Origin of the sequence: Acidovorax sp. Root402 (assembly GCF_001425125.1) — a bacterium.
GTDB lineage: Bacteria > Pseudomonadota > Gammaproteobacteria > Burkholderiales > Burkholderiaceae_C > Acidovorax > Acidovorax delafieldii.
The window spans coordinates 529,540-545,333 of sequence record NZ_LMDQ01000013.1 but is presented as its reverse complement, the minus strand read 5'-3'; the positions used below and the strand labels follow the sequence as shown (position 1 = coordinate 545,333).

The following is a 15,794-nucleotide window of genomic DNA, read 5'->3' as shown; positions in this document are numbered from 1 at the left end:
GGCGGTGGCTGATGCCCCCGGCTGCACGCTCTAATTCAGCCCCAACGCCCAGCCAGCAAGCGCAATCAGCTACTCTTTTGCTAGCAAAACTGCGCTCCTACCACTCGCCCCCATCCACGCGCCCCTGCCTCACGATGCTGCGCTAGAGCGCGGCAGATCATTGGCATTCCCGGCAATTCCCTTCGTTTCGATGCGTCAGTCCAGGCATTCACAGCTCCTGTAGAGCTTGTTGTATTGGTTTGGAAACTGTGGGCGGCAGCCCGCGCAGCCCTCCCTGTGGGTCAGGTGGGCTGCACCGCTGCTGTCCGCGAAACACTGAAGGAATCGCATCATGAAGCGGATGCTCATCAACGCCACGCAGCCCGAAGAACGGCGCCTGGCCATCGTCGACGGACAAAAGCTCCTCGACTACGAAATCGAAATCGAAGGGCGCGAACAGCGCAAGGGCAACATCTACAAGGCCGTCGTCACCCGCGTCGAGCCTTCGCTGGAAGCCTGTTTTGTGGACTACGGCGAAGACCGCCACGGTTTCCTGCCGTTCAAGGAAATCTCGCGCAGCTACTTCACCCCCGGTGTCTCGCCCAGCCAGGCGCGCATCAATGAAGTGATCAAGGAAGGCCAGGAGCTGCTGGTCCAGGTCGAAAAGGAAGAGCGCGGCAACAAGGGCGCGGCCCTGACCACCTTCGTCTCGCTGGCCGGCCGCTATGTGGTGCTGATGCCCAACAACCCCCGTGGCGGTGGCGTTTCACGCCGCATTGAGGGCGAGGACCGCGCCGAGCTCAAGGAGGCGATGGACCAGCTGGAATACCCGAACGGCATGTCCATCATCGCGCGCACCGCTGGCATTGGCCGCACCGCGCCCGAGCTGCAGTGGGACCTGAACTACTTGCTCAAGCTGTGGAACGCCATCGACGGCGCCGCCAAGGGTGGCAAGGGCGCCTTCCTGATCTATCAGGAATCGAGCCTGGTGATCCGCGCGATCCGCGACTACTTCAACAACGACATCGGTGACATCCTCATCGATACCGACGACATCTACGAACAGGCACAGCAGTTCATGGCGCACGTCATGCCCGAGCATGCTGCCCGCGTGAAGCGCTACCGCGACGACGCCGCCCTGTTCAGCCGCTTCCAGATCGAGCACCAGATCGAATCGGCCTACGCCCGCACCGTGCAGCTGCCCTCGGGGGGCGCCATCGTGATCGACCACACCGAAGCGCTGGTCAGCGTGGACGTGAACTCGGCCCGCGCCATCAAGGGCGGCGACATCGAGGAAACCGCCACCCGCACCAACCTGGAAGCCGCCGACGAAGTGGCCCGCCAGATGCGTCTGCGCGACCTGGGCGGCCTGATCGTGATCGACTTCATCGACATGGAGGAGAGCAAGAACCGCCGCGAAGTGGAAAACCGCCTGCGCGACGCGCTGCGCCAGGACCGCGCCCGCGTGCAGTTCGGCACCATCAGCAAGTTCGGCCTGATGGAGATGAGCCGCCAGCGCCTCAAGCCCGCCTTGAGCGAAGGCTCGTCCATCCCCTGCCCACGCTGCGGCGGCTCGGGCCACATCCGCGACACCGAATCGTCGGCCCTGCAGATCCTGCGGATCATTCAGGAAGAGTCCATGAAGGACAACACGGCCGCTGTGCACTGCCAGGTGCCGGTGGAAGTGGCCTCTTTCCTGCTGAACGAGAAGCGCACCGAGATCGCCAAGATCGAACTCAAGCAGCGCGTGGCCGTGCTGATGGTGCCCAACAAGACGCTGGAAACCCCCAACTACCGCCTGGAACGCCTCAAGCACGACGACCCGCGCCTGGACCACATCGAAGCCAGCTACAAGCTCGCCGAAGAAGTGGAAGACCCCACCGCCGTGACGCGCCGCTCGCAAGAGCCCACCAACAAGCAGACCCCGGTGATCAAGGGCGTGCTGCCCGATGCACCCGCCCCCGTGGCGGAGCCCCGCCCCGAGGGCGCCGCACGCCCACCCCGTGGTGGCCAACGCCCTGCAGCCGCTGCCACCCCTGCACCTGCACCAGTAGCCGCTCCAGCGCCCGCCCCTGCCGCACCGCAAGAGCAAGGCTTCTTCGCCTGGCTCAAGAGCCTGTTTGGCTTTGGCAGCGCACCGGCAGCCCCCACCCCGGTCGCAACGGCATCGCCCGCAGCCGCACCTGCCGCTGCCGAAACCACGAGCCGTGGCGAACCGCGCCGCGAAGGCCGCAACGGTGAAAGCCGTGGTCGCCGTGGCGGCCGCGATGGCAACCGGGACGGTCAGCGCGAAGGCGCACCACGTGATGGCAACCGCGAAGGCAGCTCTGGCGAAGGCCGTGGCCGCCGTGGCGAACGCTCGGCCGAAGGCCGCGCTCCCCGCGATGCAGACAGCCGTCCACCCCGCGACGCAGAGCGCCGTCCCGAAGGCGAAGGCCGTGAAGGGGGCCGCAACGGACGTGGCGAAGGCCGTGAAGGGGGCCGTGGCCGCCGCGACAGCGAGCCGCGCAACCTGAACGCTGGCGTGAATGGTGACAACACCAACGCTGCAACCACTCCGGTGGAAGGCCCCAACGCAGGCAACACCGGTGGCGCAGAAGGCCAGCCGGCGCAGCAACCCCGTGGCGAGCGCGGTCCGCGCCGCGAACGTGGTGATCGCGGTGGCAACCGTGGCGAACGCGGTGAACGCGCTCCCCGCGCGGTCGAGGCCCAGGAGGCAGGCGCCACAGCCGTCGCTGGTGACTTTGCGGACACCGCTCCACTGGCATCGCTGCCGGACCTGGACCTGAGCGGCAATGACGCACCCGCCAACGGCAATGGCGCCACCGAAGAGCAGCGCCGCGAGCGCCGCTCCCGCGACCGCTATGGCCGTGACCGCCGCGAACGCGGCGAGCGTGGCCCGCGCGACAACAACGGCAACGCCGAAGCAGCTGCGCCAGCGATGCTGGACTTTGACCCCACCCAGGCCGAGCCCGCACCGGCACAGGACGAGGCGCCGCGCCGCAGTTACTTCAGCAACGCGCCCGCCGCCGAGCCTGTGGCACCGGCGGCAACCCCTGTCGCAGCTCCTGTGGCAGCCCCAGCCGCTTCGACCACCGAGCCAGCCGCAGCGCCTGTTACCGCGGCAGCTGTTGCAGCGCCCGTTGCAAACCCTGCAGCCGCCCCGGTGGCCGCACCGGCGCCTGTCGCAGCACCCGCACCGGCGGCGGTAGCCGCCCAGGCCACCGTGGCAACAGCTGCGCAAGCCAAGGGACTGCCCCGCGTTCAGGCGTTCACGCTGCCCATCGATGAACTGCAGCAAGTGGCTGCCGCATCAGGCCTGCAGTGGGTGAACTCTGACGCGGACAAGATCGCTGCCGTGCAGGCCGCCATCGCTGCCGAGCCCAAGCCCATCCGCGTGCCCCGCGAGCGCCCCCCTGCGGTGGTGCTGGACGAAGGTCCGCTGGTACTGGTGGAAACCCGCCGCGACCTGTCGGCCATGGCGCTGCCGTTTGAGCAGTCCCCGGCAGCCTGATGCGCTGCAATGGCTGCTGCCCCAGGGCTGCAGCCTGCACCAAGAAGGCGGCTCAGGCCGCCTTCTTTTTTTGGGCAATTGAGCAAGCACCGTGCTGGGCGCCAATACCCGCAAGCGACAGAAGACGGTCGTCCAGCAGGTACCATTTCAGGTCGCTGGCGCAGCCAGCAACCCGCGCTTTCCAGGCCACACTTCACCCCCGAGATCCACGGACCCTTTGCCCCCATGCTGTTCCTGCTGTCTCCCGCCAAATCGCTCGACTACGACACACCCGTTCCCGAAGGCCTGCCGCACACCACGCCCCAGTTTGTGCCGCAGTCCACGGCCCTGATCGACGTCCTGCGGGAGCAGTCGCCGCAGCAGATCGCGTCGCTGATGGAACTGAGCGACACGCTCGCGGCGCTGAACGTGGCGCGTTACCAGGCCTGGCGCCCCCGCTTCACGGCCCACAACTCGCGCCAGGCGGTGCTGGCCTTCAATGGCGACGTGTACGAGGGGCTGCAGGCCCGCAGCCTGAGCGCTGACGACCTGGACTGGGCCCAGAGCCATGTCGCCATCCTCAGTGGCCTGTATGGCGTGCTGCGGCCGCTGGACCGCATGCAGCCCTATCGCCTGGAGATGGGCACGCGCCTGGCCACCGAGGCAGGCAGCAACCTGTACCAGTTCTGGGGCCGCCAGATTGCCGAGCACCTGAACACCCGGCTGCGCGCCGACACCACGCCGGTGGTGATCAACCTCGCCTCGCAGGAATACTTCAAGGCCGTGGACCGCAAGGCACTCAAGGCCCGCGTGATCGAATGCGTGTTCGAGGACTGGAAAGGCGGCAACTACAAGATCATCAGCTTCTTTGCCAAGCGCGCACGCGGCCTGATGGCGCGCTATGCCATCACCCACCGCCTTGCCACGCCCCGCCAGCTCGAAGGGTTTGACCTGGACGGCTATGCCTTTGCCCCGGCATCATCCGAGCCCGAGCGCCTGGTCTTCCGGCGCAAGACCCCGCCCTCCGCATAAATACGCCCACCACCCTGCTCTTGTTGAAGGACCGCCATGGCATCGCGTTCTGACCAGCACCCGGACAGCACCACCACCCAGCACGCCAGCGCAGCGCGGCAGGCCATCACCCCCGAGTTGCGCCGCTGGATCATCGAGCAGGCCCAGGCGGGCTACGCCGCACCCGTGGTGCTGCAGTCCATGCGTGACGCAGGCTGGGACGAAGACGTGGCGGCGGATGCGCTGGAGATCACGCTGCAGGAGCACCTGAACGACCTGGCCGTGCAGCAGGGCCTGCCCTCGGCCGTGCGGGTGCCCGAGCCCCGGCTGGATGAATCCCCCGCCCAGGTGGACTGCGGAGACCGCGCCGTGAATGTGCTGCTGGCCATGGCACAGCCGCGCATCGTGGTGTTTGGCAACCTGCTGTCGCCCGAGGAGTGCGATGCCCTGATAGCCGCTGCAGAGCCCCGCATGGCACGCTCGCTCACCGTGGCCACCAAGACCGGGGGCGAAGAGATCAATGCCGACCGCACCAGTGACGGCATGTTCTTCCAGCGCGGGCAAAGTCCCCTGATCCAGCGCATCGAGGAGCGCATTGCACGCCTGCTCCACTGGCCCGTCGAAAACGGCGAAGGCCTGCAGGTGCTGCACTACCGCCCCGGCGCCGAATACAAGCCCCACTACGACTACTTCGACCCCGCCGAGCCCGGCACGCCCAGCATCATCCAGCGCGGCGGCCAGCGCGTGGGCACGCTGGTGATGTACCTGAACACACCTGACAAAGGCGGCGGCACCACCTTCCCCGACGTGCACTTGGAGGTGGCGCCGCAGCGTGGCAACGCGGTGTTCTTCAGCTACGAGCGCCCGCACCCGTCCACCCGCACCCTGCATGGCGGCGCCCCCGTGATCGCCGGGGACAAATGGATTGCCACCAAATGGCTGCGTGAGCGGGAATTTCAGTAAAAACCCCGGCATGCGCTAGTCGAACACGCGCCAGCAGCTATAAAAATAGTAGCAATAGCACAGACCCCCTTGGAACCCACACACCCGAAAGACCAGGCCATGAACACGCCAGAACAATCCCAACTCGGCAAGGCATCGGCCTACGTGGACCAGTACGACGCCTCGCTGCTGTTCCCCATCCCCCGCGCGGGCAAGCGGGCCGAGATCGGCATCACCGGCTCGGCGCCCTTCTTCGGGGCCGACCTGTGGACGGCGTTCGAGCTGTCCTGGCTGAATGCGCGTGGCAAGCCGCAGGTGGCGCTGGCGCACATCACCGTGCCCTGCGAGACGCCCAACATCGTCGAGAGCAAGTCGTTCAAGCTGTATCTCAACAGCTTCAACAACACCCGCTTTGCCGATGCGGCCGAGGTGCAGGCCCGCATCCGCGCCGACATCAGCGAAGCCGTATGGCGTGGCGCCGACCACCCCGCCACCGTGGGCGTGAAGCTCATCGCACCCGAGCTGTTCGACCAGGAGCCCGTGCATGAGCTGGATGGCCTGAGCCTGGACCGGCTGGACGTGGAATGCACGCGCTACCAGCCCGCGCCCGACCTGCTGACGGCCACATTCAACGAAGCGCCCGTGACCGAAACCCTCACCAGCAACCTGCTCAAGAGCAACTGCCTGGTGACCGGCCAGCCCGACTGGGGCAGCGTGCAGATCAGCTACAGCGGCCCGCAGATCAACCAGGAAGGGCTGCTGCAGTACCTGGTGAGCTTTCGCAACCACAACGAGTTCCATGAGCAGTGTGTGGAGCGCATCTTCATGGACGTGTGGACACGCTGCAAACCCATCAAGCTCACGGTGTACGCGCGCTACACGCGCCGCGGCGGGCTGGACATCAACCCCCTGCGCACCAGCCACCCGCAGGCCCTGCCGCGCAACGTGCGCACTGCCCGGCAGTAGGCCTGGCCCCGCCACCCGTCAACCGACCGCATCCGTCAGTTACGCGCGTCGATCCAGTCGCACCGCAGGGTGTGGCGCAAGTGCGCGCGGGTGCGCCAGGCAACGTACAGGCTGGGGACAAAAATGCCGATCAGGCAGACCGGCGCGGCGCAGGGCTCGCCAAAAGCGCAGATGGGAAACCAGCCCACCCAGCCCAGCATCCAGACCGTCAGCACCAGGTCCCACAGGTGGTATTCGAGCGGGTGGTCGGCCTTGTGCGCCACATGCCACTGCTTGATGCGCTGCAGCTCGTCGAGGGTCATGGTGATCTCCCGGAAAACGGGAAAATCACTGTAAGTTACGAGTAAGAATTCGTCAAGATACGAATGGCTGTGGGCGGCTCCTTGCGGTGCCGCTCACCCCAGCCGGAACACGTCCACCGAGCGGCCCAGCGACACCGCGCTCTCCTTGAGACCCTGGGCGGCGGCGGCAGATTCCTCCACCAGCGCGGCGTTCTGCTGCGTCACGGTGTCGAGCTGCGTCACCGCCTCATTGACCTGGGCAATGCCCTGCGACTGCTCCTTGGTGGCGCTGCTGATCTGCTGGACTAGCGTGCTCACGCGTTCCACCGCATGGACCACACCTTCGATGGTGGTACCGGCATGGTCCATCTGCTGCGCGCCGCTGGCAATCTGGTTCACCGTGACGCCAATCAGACCGCTGATCTCCTTGGCCGAGCTGGCACTGCGTTGCGCCAGGGCCCGCACCTCGCCCGCCACCACCGCAAAGCCCCGGCCCTGCTCGCCCGCGCGGGCGGCCTCCACAGCGGCATTGAGCGCCAGCAGATTGGTCTGGAAGGCAATGCCTTCGATCACGCCCACGATCTCGCTGATCTTGGTGGACGACAGCTTCATCTGCTGCATGGCCGCTCCCACCTCCTGCACCGCCTGGCCACCACGCGTGGCGATGTCGCTGCTCTGTGCGCTCTCGTGCGACACCTTGGCCGCTGTCTCCGACGTCTGCAGCACCGTGCTGGCCAGTTGCTCCATGGCCGCGGCGGTTTCTTCCAGGCTGCTGGCCTGCGACTCGGTACGGGCCGACAGGTCCATGCCGCCGCGCGCGATTTCGTCGGCCGATTCGATGAAGTTGCGCACCTCCGTGCGCACGTCGCCCACCACGGCGCGCAGGTTGACCTGAGTCTGCTGCAGGCGCTGCATCAGCGCGCCCAGGGGCTGGGGGTAGTCGGTGCCCACCGATGTGGCGAGGTTGCAAGCCGAGATGTCGGATGCGAAGCGGGTCGCGTCGTGCACACCTTGCAGCACGGTGGCCTGAAAGCGCCACAGCGTCCACCCCGCCCCCAACACCAGCAGCGCCAGGCGGGCCACCCAGGCGGTGGTGCCCTGCAGCCCCATCACGTCGGGCAACAAGGCCAGCAGCACCGTCAGCAGCAGCAGGATCGCCATGCGGGGCAGCAGCGCCATCTGCGCCAGGCGCTGCTGCCAGCCACGCACTCCCCGGTAGCGCACGTTGCCCGAGTCCAGGTAGAAGCTGCTTGCGCCCGAAGCCGCCTCGCTGCGCATCTGTGCATACAAGGCCTCGGCGGCCACCATCTCGGCCGCACTGGGCTTGGTGCGCACCGACATATAGGCGCGTGGCTTGCCGCCCTCCATGATGGGGGTGACGTTGGCTCGCACCCAGTAGTGGTCGCCGTTCTTGCGGCGGTTCTTGACCAAGCCCGTCCAGGGCTCGCCCCGGCCAATGGTGCGCCACATGTCCTTGTAGGCCTCGGCCGGCATGTCGGGGTGGCGAATGATGTTGTGCGGCTGGCCGATGAGCTCGTCGTAGCTGTAGCCACTGACGCGCACAAACGCCGGGTTGCAGTGCGTGATCTCGCCCTTGGTGTTGGTGCTGGACACCAGCAGCTCATCACCGGGGTAGTCAAAATTCTGCTGGGTCACTGGCAGGTTGATGCGCATTCGAGGCTCCTGAAGGGCCTGCGGCAGGGGCAGGCGGCGCGGCTTTTTTTTGGCGTGTTGTATGTAACCGCTTGATACGAATCAAGTCTAACTGCTCCCTCCCCTGCTTTGCCCCAAAAAGGTGCCTCCTCACGCCCCTCAAAGCGCAAACACTGAGAGCCTGCTCACCGCCTTTTGGAAATCCGCTGCCTCAATCAAAAAAGCTGCCCGGTTTCCATGGTCGCCTCTGTCCGGGGCCCGCGCCGACGCCCCTCTGCGGCCGCTGCGGCACGCGGCTCCAGCGCAGGTTCTTCCCCCCGCCGCGCCAGTGTGCTGGCCCGCACGCCGAGCAGCCGCAGGCGCTTGTCCAGCGGCACGCGCTTGAGGCATTGCCCCGCCAGCTGCCGGATGGTGGCTCCGTCGGCGGTGTAGCTGTTGGCGGTGTGGTCACGCGTCGCGATCTTGAAGTCGTCATAGCGCAGCTTGATACCGATGGTGCGCGCCACATAGCCCTTGCGCTGCAGATCTTCGGCCAGCCGCATGCACAGGTCGGTAAAAATGGCGCCCAGCTCGGCCCGGTCACGCACCGCATGCAGGTCGCGGTCGAAGGTGGTCTCGCGGCTCATGCTCACCGGCTCGCTCTCGGTCACCACCGGGCTGTCGTCGCGGCCCCAGGCCACGCGGTGCATCCAGGCGCCGGTGGATTTGCCAAAGTGGCCCATCAGCCACTGCTCATCCTGCGCGGCAAGCTGCCCGATGGTTTCAATGCCCAGCCGCGCCAGCTTCTCGCCCGCCTTGGGACCGATGCCGTTGATCTTGCGCACGTTCAGAGGCCAGATCTTGCTCTGCAGGTCTTCCTCGTAAACGATGGAGATGCCGTTGGGCTTGTTGAACTCGCTGGCCATCTTGGCCAGCAGCCGGTTGGGCGCCACGCCGATCGAGCAGGTCAGTCCGGTCCTATCAAAGATGCTTTTCTGGATGAGCCTCGCCAGCACCCGCCCGCCTTCGCGCTGGCCGCCGGGCACGTCGGTGAAGTCGATGTAGACCTCGTCCACCCCCCGGTCCTGCATTACCGGTGCGATCTCGGTGATGGTGCTCTTGAACAGGCGCGAAAAGCGTCGCACCTCGTCAAAATCCACCGGCAGCACGATGGCCTGCGGGCACAGCTTGGCGGCCTTCATCATGCCCATGGCCGAGCCCACGCCGAACTGCCGCGCGGGGTAAGTGGCCGTGGTGATCACGCCCCGGCCCACGTAGTCCTTGAGTAGCGGAAAGTCTTCCACCGGTATGAAGCGCCGCTCGCGCTCCTCGGTGCCGTCTGGCCCGCGCAGCAGCAGCTCGTCCACCTTGCGCCGCCCGCCACCGATCACCACAGGCAAGCCTCTAAGTTGCGGGTAGCGCAGCAACTCGACGGACGCAAAGAACGCGTCCATGTCCAGGTGCGCGATGCGGCGCAGCTTGCCGATGGGGGCAGCCTGCGCAGGAGGTGGGGTTTCAGAAGAATCGGGCTCGGTGGCGGTCACACCCGATATTGTGCGGGGCGGCGCCATCCCTGCGCAGGCGGTGCACTAGCGATTGCGCCGCGCGCCACGCTCCCCTGCCGCTATGGCCCCCAGCATCAGCACCACACCTGCCATCTGCCAACCGTCCAAGGTGTGCTGAAAGTACACCCAGTCCACCACGATGGCGACCGTCGGGTAGGCAAACTGCAGCACCGCCACCCGGGCCGTCGCCAGCCGGGCCATGCCTGCGTACATCAGGGTGTATGCCAGTCCCGTGTGGATCAGCCCCAGCCCGGCCAGCCATGCCCAGGAGACTCCCCAGGCAGGCCAACCGTGTCCCACGGGGGCCACCCACAGCACGGCCGCACCCAGCGCACATTGCCACCACGCCAGCGTCCCCAGCGGCAGCGCCCCCAGGCGCTTGGCGACCACGGTGACGGTGGCTGTGCACAGCGCCCCTATCAGGCACAGGCCCACGCCCACCCAGTAGCCTGGCGCGTGGCTACCGCCCGATGGAGCCACCCACTCCGCAACCCCCGTGGCCAGGACCAACCCCACCATGGCGACCAGCACCGACACCACGCGCTGCCCGGGCACGGACTCTTTCAACCACCAAGCCCCCAGCAGCAACACCCACAGCGGTTGCACATGGAACAGCACGACCGCCACCCCGGTGGGCACCTGCTGGATCGCGGTGAAAAACAGCCACCAGCTCGCCAACATGAGCCCGCTGAGCAGCAACACCCACGGCAAAGCAGCCCAGCCCACCCAGAGCCCCCGCCGAAGCCCCGACCAAGACTGGTTGCGCCAGGCCATCCACAACGTGAGCCCGATGAGGCCAAACGCGCACCGGAACCACGTCACTGTCAACGGCGCCGCCTGCGCCTCGTGCACAAACACGCCGATGGTGCCGAGCAGCGCGTTGCCCAGCACGAAGGCGACCCAGCCATCCAGCCGGCGGGCATCCGGCAGCACGTGGGCAACGGCCACAAGTGAAGCGGACGCTGGAACCACGGGTGCGGATGTACCTGAAACGGTAGAGGAAGACTGCTGCATGCCCGCAGTGTGGCTGCCAGCCTTTGCAATCCAAAGCGCATAATTTACGAACCAACCATTCGATCATCGAATACATCACCACAGGGGCAATCCATGAGCTACCGTGACTTGCAACTCGACTGGCTTCAGTGCCTGGTGGCGGTGGTGGATGCAGGCTCGCTCTCCGGCGCGGCGGCCGAGGTGCACCGGTCCCAGTCGGCGGTCAGCATGCAGCTCAAGAAGCTCGAAGACGCTGTAGGCCACCGACTGCTGGAGCGCGATGCCCGCAAGCAGCACCTCACGCCCGAGGGTGAAACCCTGCTGGGCTATGCGCGCCGCATTCTGGAACTGCACGCAGAAGCACATGACGCACTGAACGGCGACGCCCTCACAGGCCGGGTGCGGCTGGGGGTGCCGGATGACTACGCAGCGCGCTACCTCACGCCTGTGCTCAAGCGCTTTGCGCCCCGTCACAGTGCGGTGGAGATTGAGCTGGACTGCGAGCAGTCCACCGCACTCATCCCGCGTGTGGCCAATGGCGACCTGGACCTGGCCCTGATCTCGCGCGATCACGCACGCCGGGGCACGCTGCTGTTCCATGAGCCCATGGTGTGGGTGGGGTCGGCGCAGTTCGAGTTGTGGAGGCGTGACCCGCTGCCGATTGCGGTGTACGAATCGGCCAGCCTGGCGCGGCGCGGCGCCATCCACGCGCTGGCGCAGCAGGGGCGCCGCTACAAGGTGGTCTATCACAGCTCCAGCCTGGCCGGGCAAATTGCAGCGGTGGAAAGTGGCCTGGCCGTGGCCGCCCTCACCCACTGCAGCGTCCCATCGCAGCTGCAGGTGCTCGGCACCGAGCAAGGTCTGGGGCCACTGGCCCCTATGGAGGTGGCCGTGTACCGCAGCCGCGCATCGCGCGGCTCCAAGGCGGTGGACAGCCTGCAGAACCTGCTGGTGCAGACCCTGAGGCAATCAGGCGGCGCCCGCGTGACCGGCTGAACGCCTAGCGCCTGCTTACGAAACGGGAGCCTACTTCTTGGAGAGTGCTGCGCTGCGAATGCCCTGCAGCGTGCCAGTGGGCGTGATCGCCTCGGGGTCGATCAGGCAGTGCAGCACGCTGGGCAGGCCGCTGGCACGGGCGCGGGCAAGAGCCGGAGCAAAGTCTTCGGTACGCTCCACCCGCTCGCCATGGCCGCCAAAGGCCTGGGCGTAGGCCTTGAAGTCGGGGTTCTTGAGCTGCGTGGCGCTGATGCGGCCGGGGTACTCGCGCTCCTGGTGCATGCGGATGGTGCCGTACATGGCGTTGTCCAGCAGCACCACGATGATGGGCATGCCGTACTGCACGGCGGTCGCAAATTCTTGCCCGTGCATGAGGAAGTCGCCGTCGCCCGCAAAGATCACCACCTCGCGCTGCGGCCACAGGCGCTTGCCGCCCACCCCAGCAGGCAGGCCGTAGCCCATGGAGCCGCTGGTGGGCGCGAGCTGGCTCGCGTAGGTGGTGAAGGGCCAGAAGCGGTGAATCCACGTAGCGAAGTTACCCGCGCCGTTGCAGAAGATGGTGTCGGCGGGCAGCACTTCCTTCAGGTGCTGCATCACCTGGCCCATTTGCAGGTTGCCGGGGATGCGGATAGGTGCCGTGTCGCTCCAGGCCAGGTACTCGGCATGGGCCGCTTCAGCGTGCGCCTTCCAGGGCACTGCCGCCGTGGGTCGCACAGAATTCAATGCAGCTGTGAAAGCCTGTGGCGTGGCGTGGATGGCCTGGGTGGGGCGATACAGCTTGCCCAGTTCATCCGCATCTGCATGCACATGCACCAGGGGCTGCGCGGGGGTGGGAATGTCGAACAGCTCATAGCCCTGCGAGGGCACTTCAGACAGACGCCCGCCCACCACCAGCACCAGGTCCGACGCCTTGATGCGCGCCAGCAGCTTGGGGTTGACGCCCAGGCCCAGGTCACCGCCGTAGCAGGCATGTGTGGCCGGGAACAGCATCTGGCGGCGGAACGAGCAGTACACCGGAATGGACCACGCTTCGGCAAACGCGGTGAACTCGCGCACCGCCTGCTCAGACCAGCGGCTGCCGCCCAGGATGGCCACGGGATATTTGGCGGCTTGCAGGCGCTGCGCCAGCTCGGCCATCTGCGCAGTGCCAGGGTGGGTCTCCGTCACCTGGTAGGGCAATGCATCGGCCACAGTGGCGGCCTCGGTCAGCATGTCTTCGGGCAGCGCCACCACCACGGGGCCAGGGCGGCCCGAGGTGGCGACATGGAATGCGCGCGAGATCAGCTCGGGCACACGGGCCGGGTCGTCAATCTGCACCACCCACTTGGCCATGGTGCCGAACACAGCGCTGTAGTCCAGCTCCTGAAACGCCTCACGCCCCATGGCGTTGCGTGCCACCTGGCCCACAAACAGGATCATGGGGGTCGAGTCCTGGTGCGCGATGTGCACACCGGCCGATGCATTGGTGGCACCGGGCCCGCGCGTCACAAAGCAGATGCCGGGCTGGCCTGTGAGCTTGCCCTGCGCCTCGGCCATCATGGCCGCCCCGCCCTCCTGGCGGCATACCGTCACGCCGATGTCGGCATCGTGCAGGGCATCGAGCACGGCCAGGTAGCTTTCGCCGGGCACGCAAAAGAGCTGCTTCACACCATGGGTGATGAGCTGCTGCACCAAGATCTGGCCGCCGGTGCGGGGAGTGAGGGAGGTCGTGTTCATATCAACGGTATCGGATCAGAAAGTCAGAACAGGGCCTGGCAGGCGCGCTGGATGCGTGCGCAGGCTTCTTGCAAATCAGCGGTAGAGGCTGCGTAAGAGATGCGGAAGTATGGCGCCAGCCCCAGCACCCCGCCGGGCACCACGGCCACATGGTGCTCGCGCAGCAGGTAGGCGCAGAAGTCGGCATCGGTGCGCAGCAGCATGCCGCCCGACGTGGTGCGGCCCAGCACACCTTCGCAGCTGGCAAAGGTATAGAACGCGCCCTCCGGCACGCGGCAGCGCAAGCCCGGCGAGGCATTGAGCGACGCCACCACCAGGTCACGCCGGTCTTGGAAAGCTTGGCAGCGCTCCCGCACCACGTCTTGCGGCCCCGTCAGCGCCGCCACGGCCGCCGCCTGGCTGATGGACGAGGGACACGACGTGGCCTGGCTCTGCACCACCGCCATGGCGGCAATCAGCGCCTTGGGGCCTGCGCCGTAGCCCAGTCGCCAGCCCGTCATGGCATACGACTTGGAGACGCCGTTCACCGTCAGCGTGCGATCGCGCAGCGAGGGCAGCACAGCGGCGGGCGTGGCAAAAGCGCGGCCGTCGTACAGGATGTGTTCGTAGATGTCGTCCGCCAGCAGCCACACCTGCGGGTGGCGCTCCACCACTTCCAGCACGGGCAGCAGCTGCTCGGCACTGTAGGCGGCCCCGCTGGGGTTGGAGGGCGAGTTGATGAACACCCAGCGCGTGCGCGGCGTGATGGCCGCCTCCAACTGCTCGGGTGTGATGCGAAAGCCATTGGCTTCGGTGCAGGGCACCACCACCGGCACGCCGCCCGCAATCAGCACCATGTCGGCGTAAGACGTCCAGTACGGCGCGGGCAGAATCACCTCGTCGCCGGGATTCAGGCTGGCCATCAGCGCGTTGTAGAGAATCTGCTTGGCGCCCGCTCCAACTGTGATTTCGTTCAGCGCAAAGCTGAGTCCGTTGTCGTGCTGGAACTTGTGCTGGATGGCGGCCTTGAGTTCGGCCGTTCCGTCCAGCACCGTGTAGTGGGTCTCTCCCCGCGCCATGGCCTGCTGCGCGGCCTCCAGGATGTGCGCGGGCGTGTCGAAGTCGGGCTCGCCCAGGCCCAGCACGATCACGGGCTGGCCCTGGCGCTTGAGCTGGTTGGCCTCTTGCGTCAGGCGCACGATTTCCGAGACGCCGATGGCGCCGAGGCGGTCAGCCGCGCGGAAGGCCGTGGCGGGGATGGCAGCATTCATTGCTGGTAAGTCTCCAGGGGCTTGTCGTTGGGGGTGGCGAACAGCTGGCGCAGCGTGGTACCCAGCGGCAGGTTCAGGCTCATGTTCTTGGGCGGGATGGGGTTTACAAACCACTTGGTGTATATCTTTTCCATCTCGCCGCTTTGCATCAGCTTGGTTAACACACCATCCACCGCAGCCTTGAAGGTGGGGTCGTCCTTGCGGAACAGCAATGCAATGGGCTCGGCACCCAGCGGCTCGCCCACGATGCGGTAGGCCGAGGGGTCCTTGGAGTTGGCAATCATCCCGGCCAGCAGGTTGTCATCGAGCACAAAAGCGTCGGCGCGGCCGGTTTCGAGCAGTAAGAAGCTCTCATGGTGGTCCTTGCCCAGCACGGTCTTGATGGGCGCGCCACCCAGCGCGCGCTCTTGCTTGCGCAGCAATTGCACGGCGGTGGTGCCAGTGGATGCCGCAATGGTGCGGCCTGCGAGCTGGCTGATGGACTTCAGGTCCGAATCCTTACGCACTGCCATGCGCACTTCGCTCACATAGGTGGTCACCGCAAACGCCACCTGCTGCTGGCGCGCGGTGTTGTTGGTGGTGGGGCCGCAGCCGATGTCCAGCGTGCCGTTCTGCACCAGGGGCAGCGTGTTCTGCGCCGTCACCGCCATGTATTCGAGCTTGGCGTCGGGTGCGATTTCTTTCAGCACGCGCTCGCACAGTTCGACGTGGTAGCCCACGTATTTTTCATTCGCGCCCAGCGCATAGGCCATGGGTGGCGAGGTCTCGCGCACGCCCAGCACGGCCTTACCCGATGCCTTGATCTTCTCCAGCGTGGGCTGGGTGACCGTCTGCGCCAGCGCGGGGGCCGTGGCCATGCAGGCCAGGGTCAGGCCTGCAGCGAGCGCTGTGAAGGTCTTGCGGGAAATTGCCATGTCGTTGTCTCCGTATGTTTTGTGGTTGGCAGGTTGAGAAAGGGGTGAGGAAAAAC

General features: G+C 66.5%; 12 protein-coding genes. 5 read left to right on the top strand and 7 right to left on the bottom strand.

The features are described 5' to 3' along the window. Positions 1-331 precede the first annotated feature (331 nt). The 4 genes from ASC83_RS09845 (at position 332) to queF (ending at position 6,391) form a co-directional block, all read left to right on the top strand. A complete protein-coding gene (locus ASC83_RS09845) occupies positions 332-3,493 on the top strand; it encodes an Rne/Rng family ribonuclease (protein WP_056061320.1) in 3,162 nt (1,053 codons plus the stop codon). Between the two features lie 225 nt (positions 3,494-3,718). Next, complete coding sequence (gene yaaA, locus ASC83_RS09840; protein ID WP_056061316.1) at positions 3,719-4,504, top strand: peroxide stress protein YaaA; 786 nt, start codon at positions 3,719-3,721, stop codon at positions 4,502-4,504. 36 nt (positions 4,505-4,540) lie between these two features. Beyond that, the gene (locus tag ASC83_RS09835; RefSeq protein ID WP_056061313.1) at positions 4,541-5,446 is read left to right on the top strand and encodes a 2OG-Fe(II) oxygenase; all 906 of its coding nucleotides are present in this window, start codon (positions 4,541-4,543) and stop codon (positions 5,444-5,446) included. Between the two features lie 99 nt (positions 5,447-5,545). Then, the gene (gene queF / locus ASC83_RS09830) at positions 5,546-6,391 is read left to right on the top strand and encodes an NADPH-dependent 7-cyano-7-deazaguanine reductase QueF (protein ID WP_056061310.1); all 846 of its coding nucleotides are present in this window, start codon (positions 5,546-5,548) and stop codon (positions 6,389-6,391) included. Positions 6,392-6,426: 35 nt separating this feature from the next. Here the strand turns inward: queF and ASC83_RS09825 are convergent, their stop codons facing one another. From ASC83_RS09825 to ASC83_RS09810, 4 genes are all read right to left on the bottom strand, one after another. Continuing rightward, on the bottom strand, positions 6,427-6,693 hold the full coding sequence (locus tag ASC83_RS09825) for a hypothetical protein (RefSeq protein WP_056061307.1): 267 nt from the start codon (positions 6,691-6,693) through the stop codon (positions 6,427-6,429). Positions 6,694-6,786: 93 nt separating this feature from the next. After that, positions 6,787-8,346 carry a PAS domain-containing methyl-accepting chemotaxis protein gene (locus ASC83_RS09820; RefSeq protein ID WP_056061303.1) on the bottom strand — a complete coding sequence of 520 codons (1,560 nt, stop codon included), beginning with the start codon at positions 8,344-8,346 and terminating at the stop codon, positions 6,787-6,789. 194 nt (positions 8,347-8,540) lie between these two features. Beyond that, a complete protein-coding gene (locus ASC83_RS09815; RefSeq protein WP_156379477.1) occupies positions 8,541-9,758 on the bottom strand; it encodes a DNA polymerase IV in 1,218 nt (405 codons plus the stop codon). A 135-nt stretch (positions 9,759-9,893) separates the two neighbouring features. Next, entirely contained in the window at positions 9,894-10,841 is a 948-nt protein-coding gene (locus ASC83_RS09810; protein ID WP_235509350.1) for a DMT family transporter, read from the bottom strand. Between the two features lie 135 nt (positions 10,842-10,976). On the opposite strand from ASC83_RS09810, the gene ASC83_RS09805 reads away from it, so the two are divergent. Then, positions 10,977-11,858: a LysR family transcriptional regulator gene (locus ASC83_RS09805; protein WP_056061295.1), complete on the top strand. Its 882-nt coding sequence runs from the start codon at positions 10,977-10,979 to the stop codon at positions 11,856-11,858. Between the two features lie 30 nt (positions 11,859-11,888). Here the strand turns inward: ASC83_RS09805 and ASC83_RS09800 are convergent, their stop codons facing one another. Genes ASC83_RS09800 through ASC83_RS09790 form a run of 3 tightly spaced genes read right to left on the bottom strand, consistent with a single transcriptional unit; the run spans position 11,889 to position 15,738 of the window. Continuing rightward, complete coding sequence (locus ASC83_RS09800; RefSeq protein WP_056061293.1) at positions 11,889-13,574, bottom strand: thiamine pyrophosphate-binding protein; 1,686 nt, start codon at positions 13,572-13,574, stop codon at positions 11,889-11,891. 23 nt (positions 13,575-13,597) lie between these two features. Further along, a complete protein-coding gene (locus ASC83_RS09795; protein WP_056061290.1) occupies positions 13,598-14,824 on the bottom strand; it encodes a pyridoxal phosphate-dependent aminotransferase in 1,227 nt (408 codons plus the stop codon). Beyond that, positions 14,821-15,738 (bottom strand): amino acid ABC transporter substrate-binding protein, encoded by a 918-nt coding sequence (locus tag ASC83_RS09790; protein WP_056061287.1) that lies wholly within the window; start codon positions 15,736-15,738, stop codon positions 14,821-14,823. The genes ASC83_RS09795 and ASC83_RS09790 overlap by 4 nt, the downstream gene beginning before the upstream one ends. Positions 15,739-15,794: the final 56 nt, after the last annotated feature.

What these genes read in the sequence shown, in the direction of transcription:
- ASC83_RS09845 (WP_056061320.1), top strand. Translation starts at nt 332, where the DNA reads ATGAAGCGGATGCTCATCAACGCCACGCAGCCCGAAGAACGGCGCCTG.
- yaaA (WP_056061316.1), top strand. Translation starts at nt 3,719, where the DNA reads ATGCTGTTCCTGCTGTCTCCCGCCAAATCGCTCGACTACGACACACCC.
- ASC83_RS09835 (WP_056061313.1), top strand. Translation starts at nt 4,541, where the DNA reads ATGGCATCGCGTTCTGACCAGCACCCGGACAGCACCACCACCCAGCAC.
- queF (WP_056061310.1), top strand. Translation starts at nt 5,546, where the DNA reads ATGAACACGCCAGAACAATCCCAACTCGGCAAGGCATCGGCCTACGTG.
- ASC83_RS09825 (WP_056061307.1), bottom strand. Translation starts at nt 6,693, where the DNA reads ATGACCCTCGACGAGCTGCAGCGCATCAAGCAGTGGCATGTGGCGCAC.
- ASC83_RS09820 (WP_056061303.1), bottom strand. Translation starts at nt 8,346, where the DNA reads ATGCGCATCAACCTGCCAGTGACCCAGCAGAATTTTGACTACCCCGGT.
- ASC83_RS09815 (WP_156379477.1), bottom strand. Translation starts at nt 9,758, where the DNA reads ATGGACGCGTTCTTTGCGTCCGTCGAGTTGCTGCGCTACCCGCAACTT.
- ASC83_RS09805 (WP_056061295.1), top strand. Translation starts at nt 10,977, where the DNA reads ATGAGCTACCGTGACTTGCAACTCGACTGGCTTCAGTGCCTGGTGGCG.
- ASC83_RS09800 (WP_056061293.1), bottom strand. Translation starts at nt 13,574, where the DNA reads ATGAACACGACCTCCCTCACTCCCCGCACCGGCGGCCAGATCTTGGTG.
- ASC83_RS09795 (WP_056061290.1), bottom strand. Translation starts at nt 14,824, where the DNA reads ATGAATGCTGCCATCCCCGCCACGGCCTTCCGCGCGGCTGACCGCCTC.
- ASC83_RS09790 (WP_056061287.1), bottom strand. Translation starts at nt 15,738, where the DNA reads ATGGCAATTTCCCGCAAGACCTTCACAGCGCTCGCTGCAGGCCTGACC.